This is a genomic window from Providencia sp. LY12 (genome assembly GCF_057621555.1).
Genome location: NZ_CM172594.1, coordinates 528,537 through 547,670 on the forward strand (window position 1 = coordinate 528,537; position 19,134 = coordinate 547,670).

The window sequence follows — 19,134 nt, forward strand, 5'->3', positions numbered from 1 at the left end:
CATGAATACGATAAAAACGCGAAAAATTGCCGCTGAAAAGGTGGATTTTTCACGGGCACTGACGGTAGGAGAAGTGGCTAAGCGCGCAGGCGTTCCGGTTTCTACCGTACATTTCTATGAGGCGAAAGGGCTGATTCAAAGTACCCGAACACAAGGGAATCAACGGCGTTTTCCACCTGTGGTTTTACGCTACATTGCCATTATCAAAGTGGCACAAAGCACAGGTATTCCCCTCAAAGAGATCCAAGATGCACTGGGTCAGTTTCCGGCAAACAGCAAGTTGACCGCGGAAGAGTGGAAAGGGATGTCAACGGAATGGAAAAGTTCATTAGATAGACGAATCAAACAGTTAACTCGATTGCGCAATGAGTTGGATCACTGTATTGGTTGTGGTTGTTTGTCTCTCAAAGATTGCCCATTGCGCAACCCTGAAGATATCTTAGGTCATCAGGGTTCGGGCGCCCAAATCCTCGAACGTCCTTAAATCACACTTTTCACTATCTGGATAGCCACGGCAAGATGTGGCTATTTGTTCTGTATTATCATCATGTTATTAAATAAATAGCCGCGCTGTGTGGATAATCTTTGCGCATATGGGCTACAGGCTTTTGCCTTTTTTGCGTAATGATTCGTCATGTTAATTTTTTGTGAACGAATGAGAGCAAAGAGGGCACAGTGATGAAAGGTCTGAATAATAAAATTGCCATCGTGACGGGTGGTGCAACCAAAATCGGCGCAACCGTGGCAAAAATCTTATGTTCCTATGGGGTCAAAGTCACCATTTTTGATATCGACAAAACCAATGGGGAAATTGTGGCGCAATCGGAGCCCAACATTGATTTTCTACCCGTAGATATCACTGATGACCAACAGTTAAAGCAAGGTATTGACCGCGTTGCTCAAAAATATGGTCAACTCGATTTTTTGGTTAATCTGGCCGCCACCTATCTGGATGACGGTCAAGCCTCTTCACGTCAAGACTGGCTAACGGCATTAAATATCAATGTGGTGAGCGCTGTGATGGCAGCGCAATTTGCCAAGCCCCATCTAGCCAAAGCGGGCAAAGGTGCAATTGTAAACTTCACCAGTATCTCCTCTTCGGTGGCGCAAACGGGTCGCTGGCTCTATCCCGCATCGAAAGCCGCCATGCTAGAAGTGACGCGTAGCCAAGCGATGGATTATGCCCCCGACGGTATTCGCGTCAATTCTGTTTCCCCCGGTTGGACATGGTCTCGGGTGATGGACGAATTGACGGGTGGCGATCGCCAAAAAACCGACCGTGTCGCGGCGGATTATCATCTTTTACAACGTGTTGGCGACCCTGAAGAGGTGGCTCAAGTTGTGGCATTCCTACTGTCTGAGCTAGCGAGTTTTGTCACTGGCGCAGATTACGCGGTCGATGGTGGATACTCAGCCATGGGACCTGAACAGGCGAAACCCGCCATTCCCCGTCTTGCTGAATAAGACACCCTGATTTTAATTTTATCGAGGAATTCACTATGCGTCGTATTGCAATCGTAGGTGGTGGTCAGGCGGGTATGCCATTGGCATTAGGGCTGCTGGACAAAGGTTATGACGTGACGGTTGCCACCAATCGTACTCCAGATGATGTGAAAAATGGTCGCGTGATGTCCAGCCAATGTATGTTCGATATTTCGCTGCAATTTGAGCGCGATTTAGGGATCAACTTCTGGGAAGACAAATGTCCGCCAGTAGAAGGTATTGGTTTTACTGTCCCGCATCCTGAAAAGGCAGGTGAAAAAGCCATTAGCTGGCGCTCACGTATCGATAATTATGCTCAAGCCGTTGATCAGCGGATCAAAATGCCTTACTGGCTGGAGTTATTTGCCGCTCGCGGTGGCAACTTGATGATTGAGGATGTGGGCGTTGCCGAGTTAGAGAAACTCGCCGAAACTCACGATTTAGTGATTTTAGCGGGAGGAAAAGGGGAAATCGTTAAGCTGCTAGAACGTGACCCTATCCGTTCTCCGTATGATAAACCTCAGCGTGCGTTAGCGCTCACGTACGTTCACGGCATGCTGCCAACTCCTGAATTTTCACAAGTTTCATTCAACCTGATACCGGGTGTGGGGGAATATTTTGTGTTCCCATCTCTAACCAATAGCGGCGACTGCCACATCATGGTTTTTGAAGGTGTACCGGGTGGGCCGATGGATCAGTGGGGAGAAGCACGTACACCACAAGAACATTTGGCCTACAGCAAAAAAATCATCGATACCTATTTACCGTGGGAAGCAGAGCGCTGCCGCCATGTGGAGTTAACTGACGAAAATGGCATTCTGGCAGGGCGCTTTGCCCCAACAGTCCGTAAGCCAGTTCTCACGCTGCCATCAGGCAAAATTGTCTTTGGTTTAGGGGATGCATTAGTGACCAACGATCCACTGACTGGACAAGGATCGAATAACGCCACGAAAGCCAGCAAAGTCTACTATGACGCTATTTTAGCTCGTGGTGACAAGCCGTATACGGCGGAGTGGATGAACGACACGTTTGAGCAATTCTGGAAATACGGTCGCCATGTGGTGGAGTGGACGAATGCTCTATTGGCGCCGCCACAGCCGCATGTTCTTAATGCATTAGGCGCAGCGCAACAACTGCCAACCTTAGCGCACACCATCGCGAACGCCTTTAACTATCCGCCAGTTCTTGCACCATGGTGGCATGATGCCCATGCCTGCGATGCCTATATTCAATCGCTGATGCAAGAAGAAGTTCGCGCTTCGTAGGAGAAATCAGTATGTCGATGATTGCAGAGGACACGCTTATGTGCGAAAGCGAATGGGGTCATACCGAGTTTGAATCGAAAACCTTACGCAATTTACTAGGCTGCTACCCCACAGGGGTAGCGGTTGTGACCACTCGCACCCCTGATGGACGTGACGTTGGATTGACCATCAACTCATTTGCGTCACTGTCGCTCGACCCGCCTTTGGTGCTATGGAGTTTAGTTAACCATTCGCCCAATCTCGCGGTATTTCGTGATTGCCAACATTTCACGATCAATATCTTAGGCAAAGATCACCAAGAGTTAGCGATGCGTTTTGCTAATCCCCGAATCGAAAACAAATTCGAAGATGTCGCCGTACACATCACGCCAGAAGGGATCCCCGCCTTACACGGCGCGATCGCCACCTTAGTGTGTGAAAACCACAAGCAAGATCATATTGGCGATCACTTATTGATGGTGGGACATGTGCGCCGTATCGGTAGTGAAACGGGCAAGCCTTTAGTTTTCCATGGCGGCATATTTACCGCCCTACATGAAGCGCAATAGGCGCAGGAGATAGTATGGAACAGCAAACTTTGATGTCATTCGCCAGCGAGTTACAAAAAGGCAATATTCAGATTATCGACCTGACACAAACCTTATCGCCTTCATTTCCAGCATTGCAACTGCCTGCTGAGTTTGGGCAAGTGTGGTCATTCAAAATGGAGCAAATTTCCCGTTATGATGAGAATGGTCCCGCTTGGTATTGGAACAATTTTAGCTGCGGTGAGCACACCGGTACCCACTTTGATGCGCCAATTCATTGGATTAGTGGTAAAGATCAGCCAAAAAACACTGTTGATACCATCCCGCTCCACCACTTTATTGCACCAGCGGTCGTGGTTGATGCCAGTAAAGAAGTCGCGCAAAACCCCGATTGGGTCTTAACTGTGGATTTTCTACAAAAGTGGGAAGAGAAACACGGCAAAATTCCAAAAGCGGCATGGGTTTTACTGCGTACGGATTGGTCGAAAAAGTCCGATAACCCAGAAGCGTATGTGAATATGCGCGAAGATGGCGCTCACACACCGGGTCCTTCTCAAGAAGCGGTTGAATGGCTTATCCACCAGCGTGATGTCAAAGGTTTTGGGGTTGAAACTATCAATACGGATGCGGGGCAATCTTACAGCTGGCCTGTGCCGTACCCATGCCACACGCTAATGCACGGCAACAATAAATACGGTCTGCAATGCTTGAAAAACCTCGACCAACTACCGGCTACTGGAGTGGTGATCGTCGCTGCGCCCCTGAAAATTGAAGGCGGTTCGGGCAGCCCATTACGCGTGCTTGCGCTGGTGGGGTGAGGTATGGCGACCTTATCCAATCCCCAAGTGATCGTGGTCGGCAGCGGGATGAATTCGCTGATGTGCGCCGCCTTATTGGCGGTGCGTGGGAAATCGGTTTTGGTTCTAGAACGTAACGATCGCTTTGGCGGTTGTATTCGTACCGAAGCGTTATTTGAAGGCTACACTCACGACTTACTTTCATGCTGGTATTCACTGTTCGTTGGTAGCCCAGGCTACCAAGAGTTAGCGTCATTGCTTCAACAACAGGGTTTGGAGTTCGCGCAATGCGATTATTCCACTGGATTGGTGCAACCTGATGGCAAATCTGTGGCATTAAAGCGGGATATTGCGCAGGCTGCTAAGCAGCTAGATGCTATCGCCCCCGGAGATGGCTTAGCGTTTCGTCAAATGGCAGAAAAACTGTTTAGCGAAGATGCCGCACTGACATTTGGTTTATTAGGGCAAAACCCTTACAGCGGCGGCATGTTCAAGCTGCTGTTTTCCGAGTGGCGCAAACGCGGGGTTGATGGCTTGCTGGATTTCGCTAAATCTGGCGTGGAAAGTTTTCGTCGCTGGTCTGAGCGGGAATTACAGCATGACTTTAGCCGAGCGTTGATGGCGCCGTGGGTGTTGCATACAGGGTTAGGGCCTGATGAAGCCAGCTCGGCGCTGATTGGTAAACTGACGTTTGCCGCGGTTGTGGCGGGTGGAATGCCCGTTGTCAAAGGTGGCAGCTATCGGATTGTCGATGCGTTTGCCAAAGTGATTGAGCAACATGGTGGTGAGTTACGTACCAACGCTCATGTGGAGAAGATCATCACACAAGGCAGCGGTAAAAATAGCCGCGCCACAGGGGTTCGTGTGAATGGGCAGTTTATCCCTGCGAGTGAAAGTGTGGTGTGCAACGTAACGCCAACCCAGTTATATGGCGGCTTGCTTGATGAGGTTTCACCACAAGTGAAGCAGCGGGCGAAAGGTTATCGTTATGGTCGCGGTGGGATGCAAATCCATTTTGCGCTAAGCGCGCCGCCACCTTGGTGTAACCCTGAATTACTGAATGTGCCGTTGGTTCATTTCACAGAGAGCATGGAACAAGTGTGCTTATCTGTCACGCAAGCCAATAATGGCTATCTACCTGATCGCCCGACGTTTGGGATCGGTCAACCGACCACATTAGACCCAAGTCGTGCCCCTGAAGGCGGGTGGATCTTGTGGATACAAATGCAGGAACTGCCTCGCCATCTTAAAGGGGATGCAGCGGGAGAAATTGCGATCCCTGAAGATGGCCGTTGGAATGATGCGGTGCGTGAAGCAGTTGCCGATCGCATTCAGCAGCGTTTAGAAATGGTGATGCCGGGGGTGTCTGATTTGATAGTCGGTCGTAAAGCAATTTCCCCAGCCGATCTTGAGCGTTATAACTGCAATCTGGTGGGGGGGGATCCTTACTCAGGAACCTGTTCGCCAGATCAATTCTTTTGGTTGCGACCGTTTGCCGCTTCAGGGCAGACCAAAGCGCATCAAACAGCAGTCAAAAATCTGTTCCATATTGGGGCATCAACCCATCCGGGCCCCGGTCTTGGCGGGGGCTCTGGGTATTTAGTTGCTGAGAAATTAGCAGCGAAGAAAAAGCGGTAATAGAGAATGGGCCTGAATCAATTCAAGGCAAGACAAACACAGCAAACATACAAGTAAACATCAAAGTAAACATATAAAAAATATCATAAAACCACTACAGCGGCAGGTAAATGATGAATAAAGAAATGGTGAATAAGCTGCTCGTCGGCTCGTGCTTGGGTGCACTGTCATTTGGTGCTGTCGCAACAGAAGGGGGCGGTCTTGGGATCTACCCTGATGGGCTAGAAAACTTTATGTCTGGCGCACTGCCACCGCAAGGTGTCCATGTGTTGGTCTATGGTGGAAATGCCCACTATGACAGTGTTCGCGACAACAAAGGCGATAAAATTCCAATCCCCGGGTTTAGTGTGAATGTGAACGTACTCGCACCACGTTTTATCTGGGTAACAGACCAAAAAGTGTTTGGTGGCGATTTAGCGTTTCATACCATCCTTCCTTTGTTGGATGTGACGGCGAAGGCGGCGGGGAATAAAGAAACCAGTCGTGGACTCGGGGATATTACTTTTGGTCCCGCACTCGGTTTCCATCCTTCCGCTGACTTGCATTATGTCTTAGGGCTGGATGCTTACGCGCCAACCGGAAAATACAGTAAAACCGACCCATCAAGTTTAGGGAAAAATTACTGGGTATTACAGCCGGTGTGGGCAATCAGCTACATTCCTCCTGTCGGGGTGAATGCGGATTTAAAAATGATGTATGACTTTAACTTCCGTAACAATGATACGGACACGCGTTCAGGGCAAGCATTCCACGCCGATTATGCATTAGGCTGGGGCTTTGGTAATGGCTGGGTCGCGGGTGTTGGGGGTTATGGATTTATGCAAACCACCAATGACAGTGGTCCAAACTCAGCGCAAGGTAAGGCTCAAGCTTTCGCAGTCGGTCCTTCAGTCCGTTATGCAAACCCACAAGGTTGGCTATTTACGGCGAAGTGGGAGAAGGATTTTTCTGTGAAAAACCGTCCTGAAGGTTCACAAATTTACCTCAAAGCGTCTATTCCGTTTTAATTCCTTCCTCCTCAATATTGGCAGCCGAAAGGCTGCTGATATTGAAGTACATAATTCTTATTACCTATTTTCATTTTCAGGTGATAGTTGAGCCTTCCATATATGAAAAATGACCGTACAGCTTGCTAATCAGCCATACGGTCACTTCAACCTAGATAGGTTTTAATACGTGAATTTACGCTTTTTTCATACTTTGGCTTGGGCTCTCTCCATAGCGTTGCTTATATTCTGCGCTAAACCGTCCCATATGTGCGAATCCCCAGCGTAGTGCCACGCCAGTTACGCTGGTGGCTTCCCCTGACATCAATTCGGCTCTAACTCGCTCCATACGCAAATCACGTAAATATTGCATTGGGCTAATATCTAAAAACTCTTTAAAACCGGCATATAAGCTGCGCAAACTGACACCAGCAATATGGGCGAGTTGTTCAACGGTAATCGGCTCGTGGGCGTGAGCTTCGAGGTACTCTTGGACGCGGCGCACATGACGTGGGCGAATGGTGGCTCGGCGCATACCCGAATCTTCTAAATAATTATGCTGGTGGGTGGAAAGTAGGGTGACAGAAACCAATTGCTCGACTTGGGTGGTGATCAGTTTATGCTGCAGTAAATCAGGTGTACGTGTAGCGCATTCAACCAAATAATTCATCAATGTACGCCATGCAATACAAGACTGCCAAGCAAACCCTAATTCAAAAACTAACGGTTTCTCTAAGGTATGCCCAAGCTGCCCAACCAACGTACGTTCTAATAAAGAACGAGAAATTCGTAGCATAAATTGGTCATTGTCACTGTTCCAACGCATCACCGTAGACTCTTCTGGGCTAAGCAAAGAAGCCATTTGTGGTGTGGATTCTAAAGTTTTCCCGCCACTTTCGATAATTGCACTACCTGATAATGGCATTTGCACCAGGAAAAAATCTTCCAGTTGTCCAGGGGTGATAGCGACATCTGCCCCATAGCGTAGCCGGCTGAGAGAAATATCCCCCATTGGAATGTAATGCATGCGAGCATCAAGACGCTGATGCTGGTTAAGTAACTGAAATTGATGAGGCTTCATCACACGCCCCACCATAGATTTAATCTCTTCAGGATCAGCAGAACTGAATAATAATCGCTCAGAAGAACAGAGTTGGTTCTCTATCTGAGGTGCAGGTGCGTAAGGCCATGAATTGCTCAACATAAGGAGGTGCCTCCAAAGTAAACACTGTGCCCTTGATAGGTTGCCTAGCGAGTGTCGCGATAAGCTAGGATCCTCGAGGGTCACTATGGGATATTTCGATATCTCATTGTTATTTTTTTATTATCTTCGACTTATCACACAGGTCGATTTTATTAACATTTTATTAAACAAATTTTAACCAATTACGCTTCGAACATAGCATAAAGGAATTTGCTTACCTAGCCATATTTGTGCAAAAACTATCCAGATACTGCAAAAAAATAGAGAGAATTCACTGAATGTGATTTCTATAACAAACTAAAAAATAAAGTTATTCTTATTAATTTTTAGTTATAAATATATGATTATTCATATTGTTTTGTATATTCACCTACCTATTGATTAAGCAAAAAGTTATCTATGGTGGTATTTCATTTTTTATTAGAGGAATACTCTAATACCCTTCTATTTGTAAGTGATAATTAGGATTATTCGTTGATTCATTAGGAAAGTTAGCCACAGCTTTCTTTGGCGAAGATTCTTATCCATTGTCCATTTCTATGACATTTTTTCATTGTTTTACAATGATTTTGTCCGCTCTATGCACCTCTTATCCACTCTCTGCAAAAATCTAATATGCATGATTAATCATGGATTGACCATTTATTAACAAATGGGATACAAGAAAGAAACACAAAAAAGATAACAACGTGCTGACGTTGACTGGTGAGGTTAAAATGGCTGAGCGCTCGTTTGTTCAAGAAGTTCAAAAATTACGGCAGGGTGAAGGCGAAGTCTTCAGCGGTGAAGGGATACTTGCCGTTACGAAAGCGTTACTCGAATCAGGGGTTTCCTATGTGGCAGGCTATCAAGGCGCTCCCATCTCCCATTTAATGGATGTGCTGGCAGATGCGCAGGATATCCTATCGGAATACGGTATTCGTTTCGAAAATAGCGCCAGTGAAGCCACTGCTGCCGCGACTCTGGCCGCATCGGTTAATTATCCTTTACGTGGTGCAGTGACATTCAAAGCAACCGTAGGTACTAACGTGGCTTCAGATGCATTAGCAAACTTAGCCTCTGGAGGTGTACTGGGTGGTGCGTTGATCATCGTCGGTGAAGATTACGGCGAAGGCTCCTCCATCATGCAGGAACGTAGCCACGCATTTGCCATGAAATCCCAAATGTGGCTACTCGACCCACGCCCTAATTTACCTTGCATCGTTCAAGCAGTTAAAGATGGTTTTGATCTTTCCGAAGCCAGTAATACCCCAGTTATGCTGCAAATGCGTATTCGCTCTTGCCATGTTCATGGGCAGTTCACATGCTCTGATAACCAATATCCAAAATTTACGGTCAAAGACGCGCTAGAGAACCCAACTCGCGACGTGAGCCGCATCGTGTTACCGCCAGCCAGTTTTTTACATGAAAAAGAAAAAATTGAGGCTCGCTGGCCTGCTGCCATCAAATTTATTCAAGAACGTGAACTCAACGAATTTTTTGCGGAAGATGCCGAAGATGTGGGGATCGCCTTACAAGGTGGTAACTACAACACGCTGATCCGCGCATTAAACCAAATTGGTCTAGCCGACGTTTTTGGTAATAGCAAAATCCCGTTGTATGTCATGAATGTGGCGTACCCGTTGATTGATGATGAATTTGAACGTTTTTGTCGCAATAAAAAAGCTATTTTAGTTTTAGAAGAAGGGCAACCGAATTTCGTTGAGCAAAACGTGGCGAATATTTTACGTCAACGCAGTATTGATGTGGCGCTACACGGTAAAGATATGCTGCCGATGGCGGGAGAATATAACACCGCAACGGTATTAGCAGGGCTGCGCTCATTCTTCGAACGTTATGGCAAAATTGAGCCACAAGTGAAAGCGGCTGCAAATCAGATTCGTATTCCAACTATTAATGTCGCGGCTGTCAAAGCCGATGATGACCTACCTGAATATGTGAATGCGGCGGAACCGACTCTGAATGAAACGGTGCATGCACGCCCACCTGGATTTTGTACGGGCTGCCCTGAACGTCCCATTTTTACTGCAATGAAGCTAATTGAGCGTGAACTGGGTGAACACCATGTGAGCGCGGATATTGGCTGCCATTTATTCTCTATTCTGCCGCCTTTTAACCTTGGTAACACGACGATGGGATACGGGCTTGGTGGCGCGGGTGCTGCTGCGTTAAATGCCAAAGCGGGTAAACGAGCGATTTCTGTGATGGGCGATGGCGGTTTTTGGCACAACGGGTTAACCAGCGGTATTGCTAACAGTGTATTTAACCGTAGCGATAACTTAACCATTGTTGTTGATAACAGTTATACCTCTGCAACCGGTGGGCAAGATATTTTATCGTCAACGGCGCTAAATTCTACCCGCAGCACTGGGCATGAGATTGAAAAAGCAGTTAAAGGCGTTGGGGTGAATTGGGTAAAAACCATCAAACGTACCTACGATTTAAAAGCCATGACGAATACACTGCGTGAGGCACTGACGACGACAGAAAGCGGTCCTAAAGTGTTAATTGCGCAAAGCGAATGTATGTTGAACAAACAACGCCGCGAAAAGAAAAAAGTCCGTGAAGACGTTTCAGCAGGCAAGCGAGTTGTCCGTGAACGTTTTGGTGTCGATTCAGACACTTGCACGGGAGACCACTCTTGTATTCGTTTATCGGGTTGTCCATCGTTATCAATCAAACCTAACCCAGATCCTTTACGTACAGACCCTGTCGCGACAGTGATGGATAGCTGCGTAGGCTGTGGACTGTGCGGTGAGGTTTCCCATGCCGCAGTGCTGTGCCCTTCATTCTTTAAAGCTCAGATTATTACCAACCCAAATGGCTGGGACAAATTGCGCCACCGTGTTCGCGGTTGGTTTATTGGTTTCTTGCAGCGTCGTGATGCACGCCGCCGTGAACAACTGAGTTTCTAGGGGGGTACATGGCTCAATCTTTAATGACTTCTCAACCGTTAATGACCTCTCAATCGCTAATGGCCTTACAGCCGATCAAAATCGCCATCCTTGCGATGGGCGGAGAAGGTGGTGGCGTTCTCGCTGACTGGATTGTCAATCTTGGCGAAGATAACGGTTATTTTGCGCAAACCACTTCTGTGCCAGGAGTGGCGCAGCGTACAGGGGCAACAATTTATTATGTTGAATTATTCCCTGGTGCTGATAACCCGCAGACCCCTTCACCTGTTTTAGCGTTAATGCCAATGCCCGGTGATGTGGATGTGGTGTTGGCTTCAGAGCTGATGGAGGCTGGGCGTGCAGTACAACGTGGTTTTGTGACCGCGGAGCGTACCACGCTGATTAGTTCGACCCATCGGGTTTATTCCATCGCAGAAAAATCGGCAATGGGGGATGGGCGAGTGGATAGCCAAGCGTTGATCCGCCATGCGGGGCAAGCCGCCCGCCAGTTTGTGCATTTTGATATGGCACAAGCTGCGCAAGAGAGTGGCAGCGTGATCAGCGCCGTGTTGTTCGGTGCGCTGTTTGGTTCGGGGGTTCTGCCCTTTAGCCGTGAACAATTTGAAGAAACCATCGTTCGTGGTGGCGTTGGCGTGAAACCGAGTTTGCGAGCATTTGCATTGGGTGCTGAAAAAGCGGCTCAGCCTGAAGAGGCTTATCAAGCAGAATCTGCAAAAGCGGTAGAAAAAACACCAAAAAACAAACATGTAGCAGCTCTCCTTTCTCGGATTGAAAGTCAGTTTCCTGACCATGTTCACTACCTTGCGACCGAAGGTGTTCGTCGGCTGGTTGATTATCAAGACCCTGCATATGCCGAAACGTACCTCAATCGACTACAAGGGCTGTTTGCGCAAAAAGGCGGTGATGACCCGCGTTTACAGCGTGCGTTAGTACGCCACTTAGCGCTATGGATGTCCTATGAAGACACCATTCGCGTTGCGGACTTAAAAATTCGTGATAGCCGTTTTGCCCGAGTACGCAGTGAAGTCCAAGCGAAAGATAACCAATTACTCGATATCAATGAATTTATGCATCCAAGAATCGAAGAGATTTGCGAAACGCTTCCCAAAAATTTAGGCAATTGGTTGATGAAACCACATTGGGTACACAAAGCCGTTCGCAAATTGACGCAAAGGGGACGAACAATTACTACCAGTTCCTTATGGGGATTCTTACAGTTATACGTGCTAGCTGCATGGCGCAGAGGGCGCCGCTCAACGCTGCGTTATCAGCTTGAAAATAATCGTATTGAAAAATGGCTAGCCACTGTGGCGCAAGCCGCAAGCAGTAACCCTGCTTTGGCAACCGAAATTGCGCAATGTCAGAGAGTGGTTAAGGGGTATAGCGACACCCATGCTCGTGGATTGCGCAATTTCCAAGTTTTGATGGAGATTGTTGAACGTCATGGTAGCCAGCTAGCACCGATAAATTTACGTGAATTACGTGAAGCGGCGCTGGCGGATGAACATGGTAATGAGTTGAAAAAATGCCGTCAGCGTTTGGCGATGGAATAAGGATAGCATCATGAGTTTACTGACATTTTCTCGAAACCATCGGATCAATTTTTCAGAATGTGATCCTGCGGGGATCGTGTTTTACCCACAATATTTCGTGATGTTTAACAATCTCATTGAGCGTTGGTTTGATGAATTACTCCCTGAAGGATTTGCAGGGTACATCCTCGATCAACGTTTTGGTTTGCCCACAGTACATTTAGAGGCGGATTTTAAAGCGATTAGCCGTATGGGGGATGATGTTCAGCTTGAGCTGCATGTCGAACGCATTGGCGGTAAATCACTGACTTTACGTCAACGCTGTACCAGCCTTGATGGCGAGTTGCGCATGGAAGTGACGCAAACCTATGTCACTACATCATTGATTACGCATCAGGCTATTCCTATCCCTGAAGCACTGTATATCGCCTTAACCCAGCAGCAACCGGTGTAATGGCACAACGTAATAAAGGAGAAACTCCATGAATATCGTTTGTATCGGCGGCGGTCCCGCTGGGCTTTATTTCGGGTTGCTGATGAAACTGCAAAACCCAAGCAACCGTGTGGTGGTCGTTGAACGTAACCGCCCTTATGACACCTTCGGTTGGGGCGTGGTATTTTCGGATGCTACATTAAGTAACTTGCGCAAAGCAGATCCAGTCTCAGCAGAAACGATCAGTGCTGAATTTAGCCATTGGGATGATATCGACATTCATTTTAAAGGTAGCTGTAACCGCAGTGGCGGGCATGGATTCATCGGTATTGGGCGTAAAAAGCTCCTCAATATCTTGCAAGATCGCTGCCTTGAAGTGGGGGTGGAATTGGTATTTGAAACCCAAGTGGCGGATGACCAAGAAATTGCACGCCAATATGATGCGGATCTAGTGATTGCATCGGACGGGATCAATAGCGCAGTACGTACTCGCTATGAAAATATCTTCAAACCCGATATCGACCAACGCCGTTGCCGTTTTGTTTGGCTAGGTACGAAAAAGATTTTCGACGCATTTACCTTCTTGTTCGCAGAAAATGAACACGGTTGGTTCCAAGTTCACGCGTATCAATTCCAAGAAGGGTTATCCACATTTATCGTAGAAACCACGGAAGAAACTTGGTTGAAGGCAGGTATCGACCAAATGTCTCAGGAAGATGGGATTGCTTACTGTGAAAAGTTATTTGCCCCATGGCTGGATGGTGAAAAACTGATTGCCAATGCAGCACACTTACGTGGTGCCGCGATTTGGATTCGTTTCCCTCGCGTGATTTGTGATAGCTGGGTGCACTGGACACAACCAACAAGCCGCAAGGAGGTTCCTGTGGTGCTGATGGGGGATGCCGCTCATACCGCCCACTTCTCTATTGGTTCAGGAACTAAATTGGCTCTAGAAGATGCGATTGAGCTGTGCGAAAGCTTGAAAGCGACTCAAGGAGATTTGCGCAAAGGACTTGAGCACTACCAAAAAGTTCGCAGTGTCGAAGTGCTAAAAATCCAGAATGCGGCGCGTAACTCAACCGAGTGGTTTGAAAATGTGCAGCGCTATGAAAACCTCGATCCTGAGCAGTTTGCTTACTCTTTATTAACTCGCTCTCAGCGCATTTCTCATGAAAATTTACGTGTGCGTGATGGTAACTGGTTAACTCACTATGAAAACTGGTTTGCCGAAAAATCGGGTTTACCAGCGCAGGTGGCTAATCAAAAAGTCGCCCCGATGTTGACGCCATTTCGCTTGCGTAATGTGGAATTGAAAAACCGTGTGATAGCGTCTCCAACGCTGCTGTATTGCGCAACGGATGGGTTAGTCAGTGATTTTCATCTGGTACATATTGGTAGCCGCGCATTAGGCGGTGCTAGCCTGATTATGACGGAAATGACGGCGATTTCTCCTGAAGCACGAGTCACGACAGGCTGCCCGGGAATTTGGAATGATGTGCAAGTGGCGGCATGGAAAAATGTGACGCAATTTGTGCATCAAAAAACGGATGCAAAAATTGGCATTCAATTGGGGCATGCAGGGCGTCGTGGTTCAACACAGCGCGGCTGGGAGCAAGAAAACCACCCAATGAAACAAGGTAACTGGCCATTAGTTTCCGCATCACCATTACCGTATTTACCTTCAATTTCACAGACACCCACTGAGCTAACCGAAGCCCAAATGGCGACGATTATCGACCAGTTTGTGGCGGCAGCAAAACGCGCAGATCAAGCCGGTTTTGATTGGTTAGAGTTGCAAGCGGGACATGGTTATCTGCTATCGAGCTTTATTTCTCCGTTAACTAACCAGCGTACAGATGGGTTTGGTGGGTCTTTAGAAAATCGTCTGCGTTTCCCGCTAGCGGTAGTGAGCGCGGTCAGAAAAGTATGGTCTGAGGATAAGCCACTGTCTGTGCGTATCTCTGCGACAGATTGGGTTGACGGCGGCACAACAGTCGATGAGGCGGTATTCATTGGGCAGGCACTTCATCAAGCGGGCGCAGATATTATCGACTGCTCATCGGGTGAAGTTTCTCCTCTTCAGCAGCCAGTTTATGGGCGTATGTATCAAACCCCAATGGCGGATCGTATTCGCAATGAAGGATCGGTTCCGGTCATTGCCGTTGGTGCGATCACTGATGCGGATCAAGTGAATAGCATTATCGCATCAGGGCGTGCGGATCTTTGTGCGCTCTCTCGACCACTTCTTGCCGACCCTGCTTGGTTACTCCATGAGTGTGCTCGCTTTGGGTGGAATTCAGTCACATGGCCAGCACCTTATGAGTATGGTCGCCAACAATTAATCCAACAATCGAAAAGCCGTTAATGGCGTAAATGCGAGAGGGGGAAACACCATGACGATTCAGTCCCATGACCAATACAGAGAAAATGTCGCAGGACGCGCAGATGTGGAAGATACACCAGAATTGTTGGCGTATTACAAACAGTTAGATGAACTCAAAACGGGCGCATTGTGGACGGTTGCCAACAAAATTGAGCCGTGGCAGCCAAAATCTCAATCTGTGCCTGTGTTATGGCGTTACCAAGATTTACGTGAGCATGTTTTGCGTTCGGTGGATTTGGTGACTCCGGAAAAAGCAGGTCGCCGTGTTATCTACTTAAACAACCCTGGTCGTCAAGATGTGGCAGCGGCAGTGGGTTGGTTGTATTCCGGTTTACAGGTGATGCATCCGGGAGAAGCCGCTTCGGCTCACGCACATTCATCATCAGCATTGCGTTTCATCATGGAAGGGCGCGGCGCCTACACCATTGTGGAAGGGCAAAAAATGATTTTAGAAGCTAATGATTTTGTGCTGACACCAAATGGTACTTGGCATGAACATGGTGTGGAAGAAGGTGGATTACCGTGTATTTGGCAAGATGGTTTAGATATTCCATTAGTCAATGCAATGGAAGCGGGTTTCTACAAAGTTCACCCCGATTTGCATCAAGCACAAACTCGTCCAATTGATTATCCCGTTGGCATGTGGGGAGCGACTGCGTTACGTCCGCACCATGTGGGATGGGATAAGCCCTATTCGCCATTATTCAAATACCAGTGGGGACCCACTTATGAAGCGCTGCAACGCGCCGCAAAAGTAGCGGATGGCTCAGTATTTGATGATGTATTAATGAATTACACCAACCCATTAACCGGCGGGCCAGTGATGCCAACGATTGGGGCTAGTATGCAGTTATTACGCCCTGGATTTGTCGGCAAAGCTCATCGTCATACGGGCAGTTTTATCTACCAAGTGGCGAAAGGTAAAGGGTATTCGATTATTAATGGGCAGCGCTTTGACTGGCAAGAGCGAGATATTTTTTGTGTACCATCATGGATGTTCCACGAACATGTGAATACATCCCAGAGCGAAGACGCGTGTCTGTTCTGTTTTAACGACTTGCCAGTGATGCACTCCCTTGGCCTCTATTATGAAGAGGCGCTTGTGGACAATGACGGGCACCAAAAAGTGATTAGCTAACTATTTATTTTTTATAACTTTTTATTCCGATTACTTATTTTAATTGTTTACGTGAAGATTTTAGTTAGGTCTGAGACCTGACTCAAGGAGAAAAATTATGCGTCTTATTACTTACCGTTCAGATGTTACCGCAGCAGCACGTTTAGGGGCGATTGTTAACGAGCAAGTCGTGGATTTAGCAAGATTAGCGGAACAGAATGGTCAATATCTCCCTGATAATATGTTGGATTTTATTGATTTAGGTCCACAAGGGATCCGTGCAGGTACTGAATTATTAAACGCACATAAAGGGCAATTTCCTGCGGGAACTGCATGGCCAGTACAAAACGTAAAAATTTTAGCGCCAATTCCGCGCCCAAGAAAAAATATCTTTGGGATTGGCTTGAACTATGTTGAACACGTTGCGGAATCTAGCCGTACTCTGGATACCTCTAAAGATCTACCAAAAGAGCCGGTTATCTTTTCTAAGCCGCCAACAACGGTGATTGGACCGGGTGATGCGATTGAACATAACAGCCAAATTACTCAGCAATTAGATTGGGAAGTGGAGTTGGCGGTGATCATGGGGACGCGTGCTAAAGGGGTTTCTGAAGCAGATGCCCTGAACTATGTGTTCGGTTATAGCTTAATGATTGATATGAGTGCACGTGATTGTCGCCGTGCAGGTCAATGGATTTACTCTAAAGGGCAGGATACCTACGCCCCATTCGGTCCTTGTATTGTGACTGCCGATGAAATTCCTGATCCTCACTCACTAAACCTGAGTTTGAAAGTTAACGGTGTAACCAAGCAAGACTCCAATACTCGCCATATGCTGTTCAATGTGAATGCGTTGATTGCTGATATCAGTAAAGGCATTACGTTGGAACCGGGGGATATTATCGCAACGGGCACACCTGAAGGGGTTGGTGCGGGTCGTTCCCCACAAGAGTGGGTATGGCCGGGTGATGTAATTGAAGCGTATGTCGAAAAAATCGGTGAGTTACGCCACCCAGTGGTTGCGGTATAACTCAAGGGAGATACTAACATGTTGAATCTACCTCAATTTAAGGCAGCGGCTGTACAGGCCGCCCCTGTATTCCTCGATACCGATGCTACCGTTGATAAAGTGTGTCGGTTGATTGAAGAAGCCGCGGACAATGGTGCCAAATTAGTGGCATTTCCTGAAGTGTTTGTCTCTGGCTACCCGTATTGGAGTTGGGTAATGAACCCGATTGATGGCAGCCCTTGGTTTGAAAAACTGTGCAAATCTGCCATTGAAGTCCCTGGACCTGAAATTAAACGAATCGCCCAAGCTGCAGCTCGTCACCATATCAACGTGGTTGTGGGGGTGAATGAGCGCAATCCGAACGGAATTGCCACGTTATACAACACGTTAGTGACGATTTCTGATGAAGGTAAAATTTTAGGACGTCACCGTAAATTAGTCCCAACGTGGGCGGAAAAATTGACGTGGGCAAATGGGGATGCCTCCTCGCTGAAAGTTCACCAAACCAGCATTGGTCCTTTAGGGGCGTTGGCATGTGGCGAAAACACCAATACATTGGCACGTTTCTCGCTATTGGCTCAAGGTGAGTTGGTTCATATTGCAAGTTATATTGCACTGCCAGTGGCACCAAAAGACTATGACATGGCAGATGCGATTCGTTTACGTGCTTCTGCTCATTGCTTTGAAGGCAAAGTATTTACCATCATTTCTTGTTCGACAGTCTCTGAAGAAATCGTTGAAGCCATGGCGGAGTCGCATCCCGAATCCCGTGAGTTGCTTGCGCGTCCAAATAGCGCATTTTCCGGCATTATTGGTCCTGATGGACGAGTAATTGGGGAACCATTGATTGATAAAGAAGGCATTGTTTACGCTGAAATTGATTTGAATCGCTGCATTCAACCACGCCAAATGCATGATATTACAGGGCACTATAATCGCTTTGATATTTTTGACTTACAGGTTAATCGTCGCCCATTAACGGCAGCTCGTTTCCATCATGGTGGGCAAGATGTCGATGAACTTAATCAGTTTGCTGAATCGGATGACTCTTCAGTGGAGAAAGGACTATGAGCTTAGCGCGTACGTTTCGTATTGGGCAGATTGTGCCTTCATCTAATACCACCATGGAAACTGAAATTCCGGCTATATTACGCGCCCGTGAAGCGATGTTTGCAGAGCGTTTCACATTCCACTCTAGCCGTATGCGTATGCAGAAAGTGACTAAGGATGAGCTTGCCAAAATGGACTCAGACAGTGACCGCTGTGCTATTGAACTGTCAGACGCCGATGTCGATGTATTAGGGTATGCCTGCTTGGTTGCCATTATGAGCATGGGGAAGGGGTATCACCGAGTTTCGCAAAAACGCCTCCATCAATGCACCATAGATAATGGGCATCCAGCGCCGGTTGTCACTAGTGCAGGGGCATTAGTCGAAGGGCTACATGCCATTGGCGCGAAAAAAGTGTCGATTTTGACGCCGTATATGAAGCCATTAACGCAAATGGTTATCGACTATATTGAACATGAAGGCATTGAAGTGGTTGATAGCATCTCATTGGAGATCCCCGATAACCTCGAGGTGGGGAGACAAAACCCATTAGCACCAGTGGAAATCACCAAAAAGCTAAATACCAATGTGGATGCGATTGTAGCATCAGCTTGTGTGCAAATGCCGTCATTACCGTCGATTCAACTTATCGAAGATAGAGTGGGCTTACCAGTATTGTCTTCGTCTGTGGCAACAACCTACATGATGCTAAAAAAATTGGGACTTGATACGCGAGTGGATGGTTTTGGCTCACTACTTAGCGGAAGATTTTAGTTAAATTATGTTAAGAGTTCGAT

At 47.3% G+C, this 19,134-nt stretch carries 16 protein-coding genes; 15 read left to right on the forward strand and 1 reads right to left on the reverse strand.

Going from position 1 to position 19,134, the window contains the following annotated elements:
- The first annotated feature begins 1 nt into the window (after position 1).
- From soxR to ACY3ZI_RS02350, 7 genes are all read left to right on the forward strand, one after another.
- On the forward strand, positions 2-484 hold the full coding sequence (soxR, locus tag ACY3ZI_RS02320; RefSeq protein WP_187128693.1) for a redox-sensitive transcriptional activator SoxR: 483 nt from the start codon (positions 2-4) through the stop codon (positions 482-484).
- Between the two features lie 194 nt (positions 485-678).
- A complete protein-coding gene (locus tag ACY3ZI_RS02325) occupies positions 679-1,464 on the forward strand; it encodes an SDR family oxidoreductase (protein WP_036955294.1) in 786 nt (261 codons plus the stop codon).
- 35 nt (positions 1,465-1,499) lie between these two features.
- Positions 1,500-2,747: a styrene monooxygenase/indole monooxygenase family protein gene (locus ACY3ZI_RS02330; protein ID WP_108479303.1), complete on the forward strand. Its 1,248-nt coding sequence runs from the start codon at positions 1,500-1,502 to the stop codon at positions 2,745-2,747.
- An 11-nt stretch (positions 2,748-2,758) separates the two neighbouring features.
- On the forward strand, positions 2,759-3,295 hold the full coding sequence (locus tag ACY3ZI_RS02335; RefSeq protein ID WP_487375919.1) for a flavin reductase family protein: 537 nt from the start codon (positions 2,759-2,761) through the stop codon (positions 3,293-3,295).
- A gap of 14 nt (positions 3,296-3,309) precedes the next feature.
- On the forward strand, positions 3,310-4,092 hold the full coding sequence (locus tag ACY3ZI_RS02340; RefSeq protein ID WP_036955285.1) for a cyclase family protein: 783 nt from the start codon (positions 3,310-3,312) through the stop codon (positions 4,090-4,092).
- Positions 4,093-4,095: 3 nt separating this feature from the next.
- The gene (locus ACY3ZI_RS02345) at positions 4,096-5,709 is read left to right on the forward strand and encodes a phytoene desaturase family protein (RefSeq protein ID WP_487375920.1); all 1,614 of its coding nucleotides are present in this window, start codon (positions 4,096-4,098) and stop codon (positions 5,707-5,709) included.
- A gap of 110 nt (positions 5,710-5,819) precedes the next feature.
- Positions 5,820-6,716 (forward strand): SphA family protein, encoded by an 897-nt coding sequence (locus ACY3ZI_RS02350; RefSeq protein WP_487375921.1) that lies wholly within the window; start codon positions 5,820-5,822, stop codon positions 6,714-6,716.
- Between the two features lie 175 nt (positions 6,717-6,891).
- Here the strand turns inward: ACY3ZI_RS02350 and ACY3ZI_RS02355 are convergent, their stop codons facing one another.
- The gene (locus tag ACY3ZI_RS02355) at positions 6,892-7,899 is read right to left on the reverse strand and encodes an AraC family transcriptional regulator (RefSeq protein WP_036955273.1); all 1,008 of its coding nucleotides are present in this window, start codon (positions 7,897-7,899) and stop codon (positions 6,892-6,894) included.
- Between the two features lie 716 nt (positions 7,900-8,615).
- On the opposite strand from ACY3ZI_RS02355, the gene ACY3ZI_RS02360 reads away from it, so the two are divergent.
- The 8 genes from ACY3ZI_RS02360 to ACY3ZI_RS02395 all read left to right on the forward strand — a co-directional run bounded on the left by ACY3ZI_RS02360 (position 8,616) and on the right by ACY3ZI_RS02395 (position 19,111).
- Positions 8,616-10,814 carry a thiamine pyrophosphate-dependent enzyme gene (locus ACY3ZI_RS02360; protein WP_211887927.1) on the forward strand — a complete coding sequence of 733 codons (2,199 nt, stop codon included), beginning with the start codon at positions 8,616-8,618 and terminating at the stop codon, positions 10,812-10,814.
- Positions 10,815-10,822: 8 nt separating this feature from the next.
- A complete protein-coding gene (locus ACY3ZI_RS02365) occupies positions 10,823-12,367 on the forward strand; it encodes an indolepyruvate oxidoreductase subunit beta family protein (protein ID WP_230083159.1) in 1,545 nt (514 codons plus the stop codon).
- A gap of 10 nt (positions 12,368-12,377) precedes the next feature.
- A complete protein-coding gene (locus tag ACY3ZI_RS02370) occupies positions 12,378-12,800 on the forward strand; it encodes an acyl-CoA thioesterase (protein ID WP_132497110.1) in 423 nt (140 codons plus the stop codon).
- 28 nt (positions 12,801-12,828) lie between these two features.
- Positions 12,829-15,144 carry a bifunctional salicylyl-CoA 5-hydroxylase/oxidoreductase gene (locus ACY3ZI_RS02375; RefSeq protein ID WP_487375922.1) on the forward strand — a complete coding sequence of 772 codons (2,316 nt, stop codon included), beginning with the start codon at positions 12,829-12,831 and terminating at the stop codon, positions 15,142-15,144.
- Between the two features lie 28 nt (positions 15,145-15,172).
- Complete coding sequence (locus ACY3ZI_RS02380) at positions 15,173-16,300, forward strand: cupin domain-containing protein (protein WP_211887878.1); 1,128 nt, start codon at positions 15,173-15,175, stop codon at positions 16,298-16,300.
- Between the two features lie 97 nt (positions 16,301-16,397).
- Positions 16,398-17,309, forward strand: coding sequence for a fumarylacetoacetate hydrolase family protein (locus tag ACY3ZI_RS02385; RefSeq protein WP_211887877.1), 912 nt, complete (start codon positions 16,398-16,400; stop codon positions 17,307-17,309).
- Positions 17,310-17,327: 18 nt separating this feature from the next.
- Positions 17,328-18,359: a carbon-nitrogen hydrolase family protein gene (locus tag ACY3ZI_RS02390; RefSeq protein ID WP_487375923.1), complete on the forward strand. Its 1,032-nt coding sequence runs from the start codon at positions 17,328-17,330 to the stop codon at positions 18,357-18,359.
- A complete protein-coding gene (locus ACY3ZI_RS02395) occupies positions 18,356-19,111 on the forward strand; it encodes a maleate cis-trans isomerase family protein (RefSeq protein WP_282560735.1) in 756 nt (251 codons plus the stop codon). Before ACY3ZI_RS02390 ends, ACY3ZI_RS02395 begins: the two co-directional genes overlap by 4 nt.
- Positions 19,112-19,134: the final 23 nt, after the last annotated feature.

What these genes read in the sequence shown, in the direction of transcription:
- ACY3ZI_RS02360 (WP_211887927.1), top strand. Translation starts at nt 8,616, where the DNA reads ATGGCTGAGCGCTCGTTTGTTCAAGAAGTTCAAAAATTACGGCAGGGT.
- ACY3ZI_RS02380 (WP_211887878.1), top strand. Translation starts at nt 15,173, where the DNA reads ATGACGATTCAGTCCCATGACCAATACAGAGAAAATGTCGCAGGACGC.
- ACY3ZI_RS02390 (WP_487375923.1), top strand. Translation starts at nt 17,328, where the DNA reads ATGTTGAATCTACCTCAATTTAAGGCAGCGGCTGTACAGGCCGCCCCT.
- ACY3ZI_RS02325 (WP_036955294.1), top strand. Translation starts at nt 679, where the DNA reads ATGAAAGGTCTGAATAATAAAATTGCCATCGTGACGGGTGGTGCAACC.
- ACY3ZI_RS02365 (WP_230083159.1), top strand. Translation starts at nt 10,823, where the DNA reads ATGGCTCAATCTTTAATGACTTCTCAACCGTTAATGACCTCTCAATCG.
- ACY3ZI_RS02370 (WP_132497110.1), top strand. Translation starts at nt 12,378, where the DNA reads ATGAGTTTACTGACATTTTCTCGAAACCATCGGATCAATTTTTCAGAA.
- ACY3ZI_RS02330 (WP_108479303.1), top strand. Translation starts at nt 1,500, where the DNA reads ATGCGTCGTATTGCAATCGTAGGTGGTGGTCAGGCGGGTATGCCATTG.
- ACY3ZI_RS02345 (WP_487375920.1), top strand. Translation starts at nt 4,096, where the DNA reads ATGGCGACCTTATCCAATCCCCAAGTGATCGTGGTCGGCAGCGGGATG.
- ACY3ZI_RS02355 (WP_036955273.1), bottom strand. Translation starts at nt 7,899, where the DNA reads ATGTTGAGCAATTCATGGCCTTACGCACCTGCACCTCAGATAGAGAAC.
- soxR (WP_187128693.1), top strand. Translation starts at nt 2, where the DNA reads ATGAATACGATAAAAACGCGAAAAATTGCCGCTGAAAAGGTGGATTTT.
- ACY3ZI_RS02350 (WP_487375921.1), top strand. Translation starts at nt 5,820, where the DNA reads ATGATGAATAAAGAAATGGTGAATAAGCTGCTCGTCGGCTCGTGCTTG.
- ACY3ZI_RS02385 (WP_211887877.1), top strand. Translation starts at nt 16,398, where the DNA reads ATGCGTCTTATTACTTACCGTTCAGATGTTACCGCAGCAGCACGTTTA.
- ACY3ZI_RS02340 (WP_036955285.1), top strand. Translation starts at nt 3,310, where the DNA reads ATGGAACAGCAAACTTTGATGTCATTCGCCAGCGAGTTACAAAAAGGC.
- ACY3ZI_RS02335 (WP_487375919.1), top strand. Translation starts at nt 2,759, where the DNA reads ATGTCGATGATTGCAGAGGACACGCTTATGTGCGAAAGCGAATGGGGT.
- ACY3ZI_RS02395 (WP_282560735.1), top strand. Translation starts at nt 18,356, where the DNA reads ATGAGCTTAGCGCGTACGTTTCGTATTGGGCAGATTGTGCCTTCATCT.
- ACY3ZI_RS02375 (WP_487375922.1), top strand. Translation starts at nt 12,829, where the DNA reads ATGAATATCGTTTGTATCGGCGGCGGTCCCGCTGGGCTTTATTTCGGG.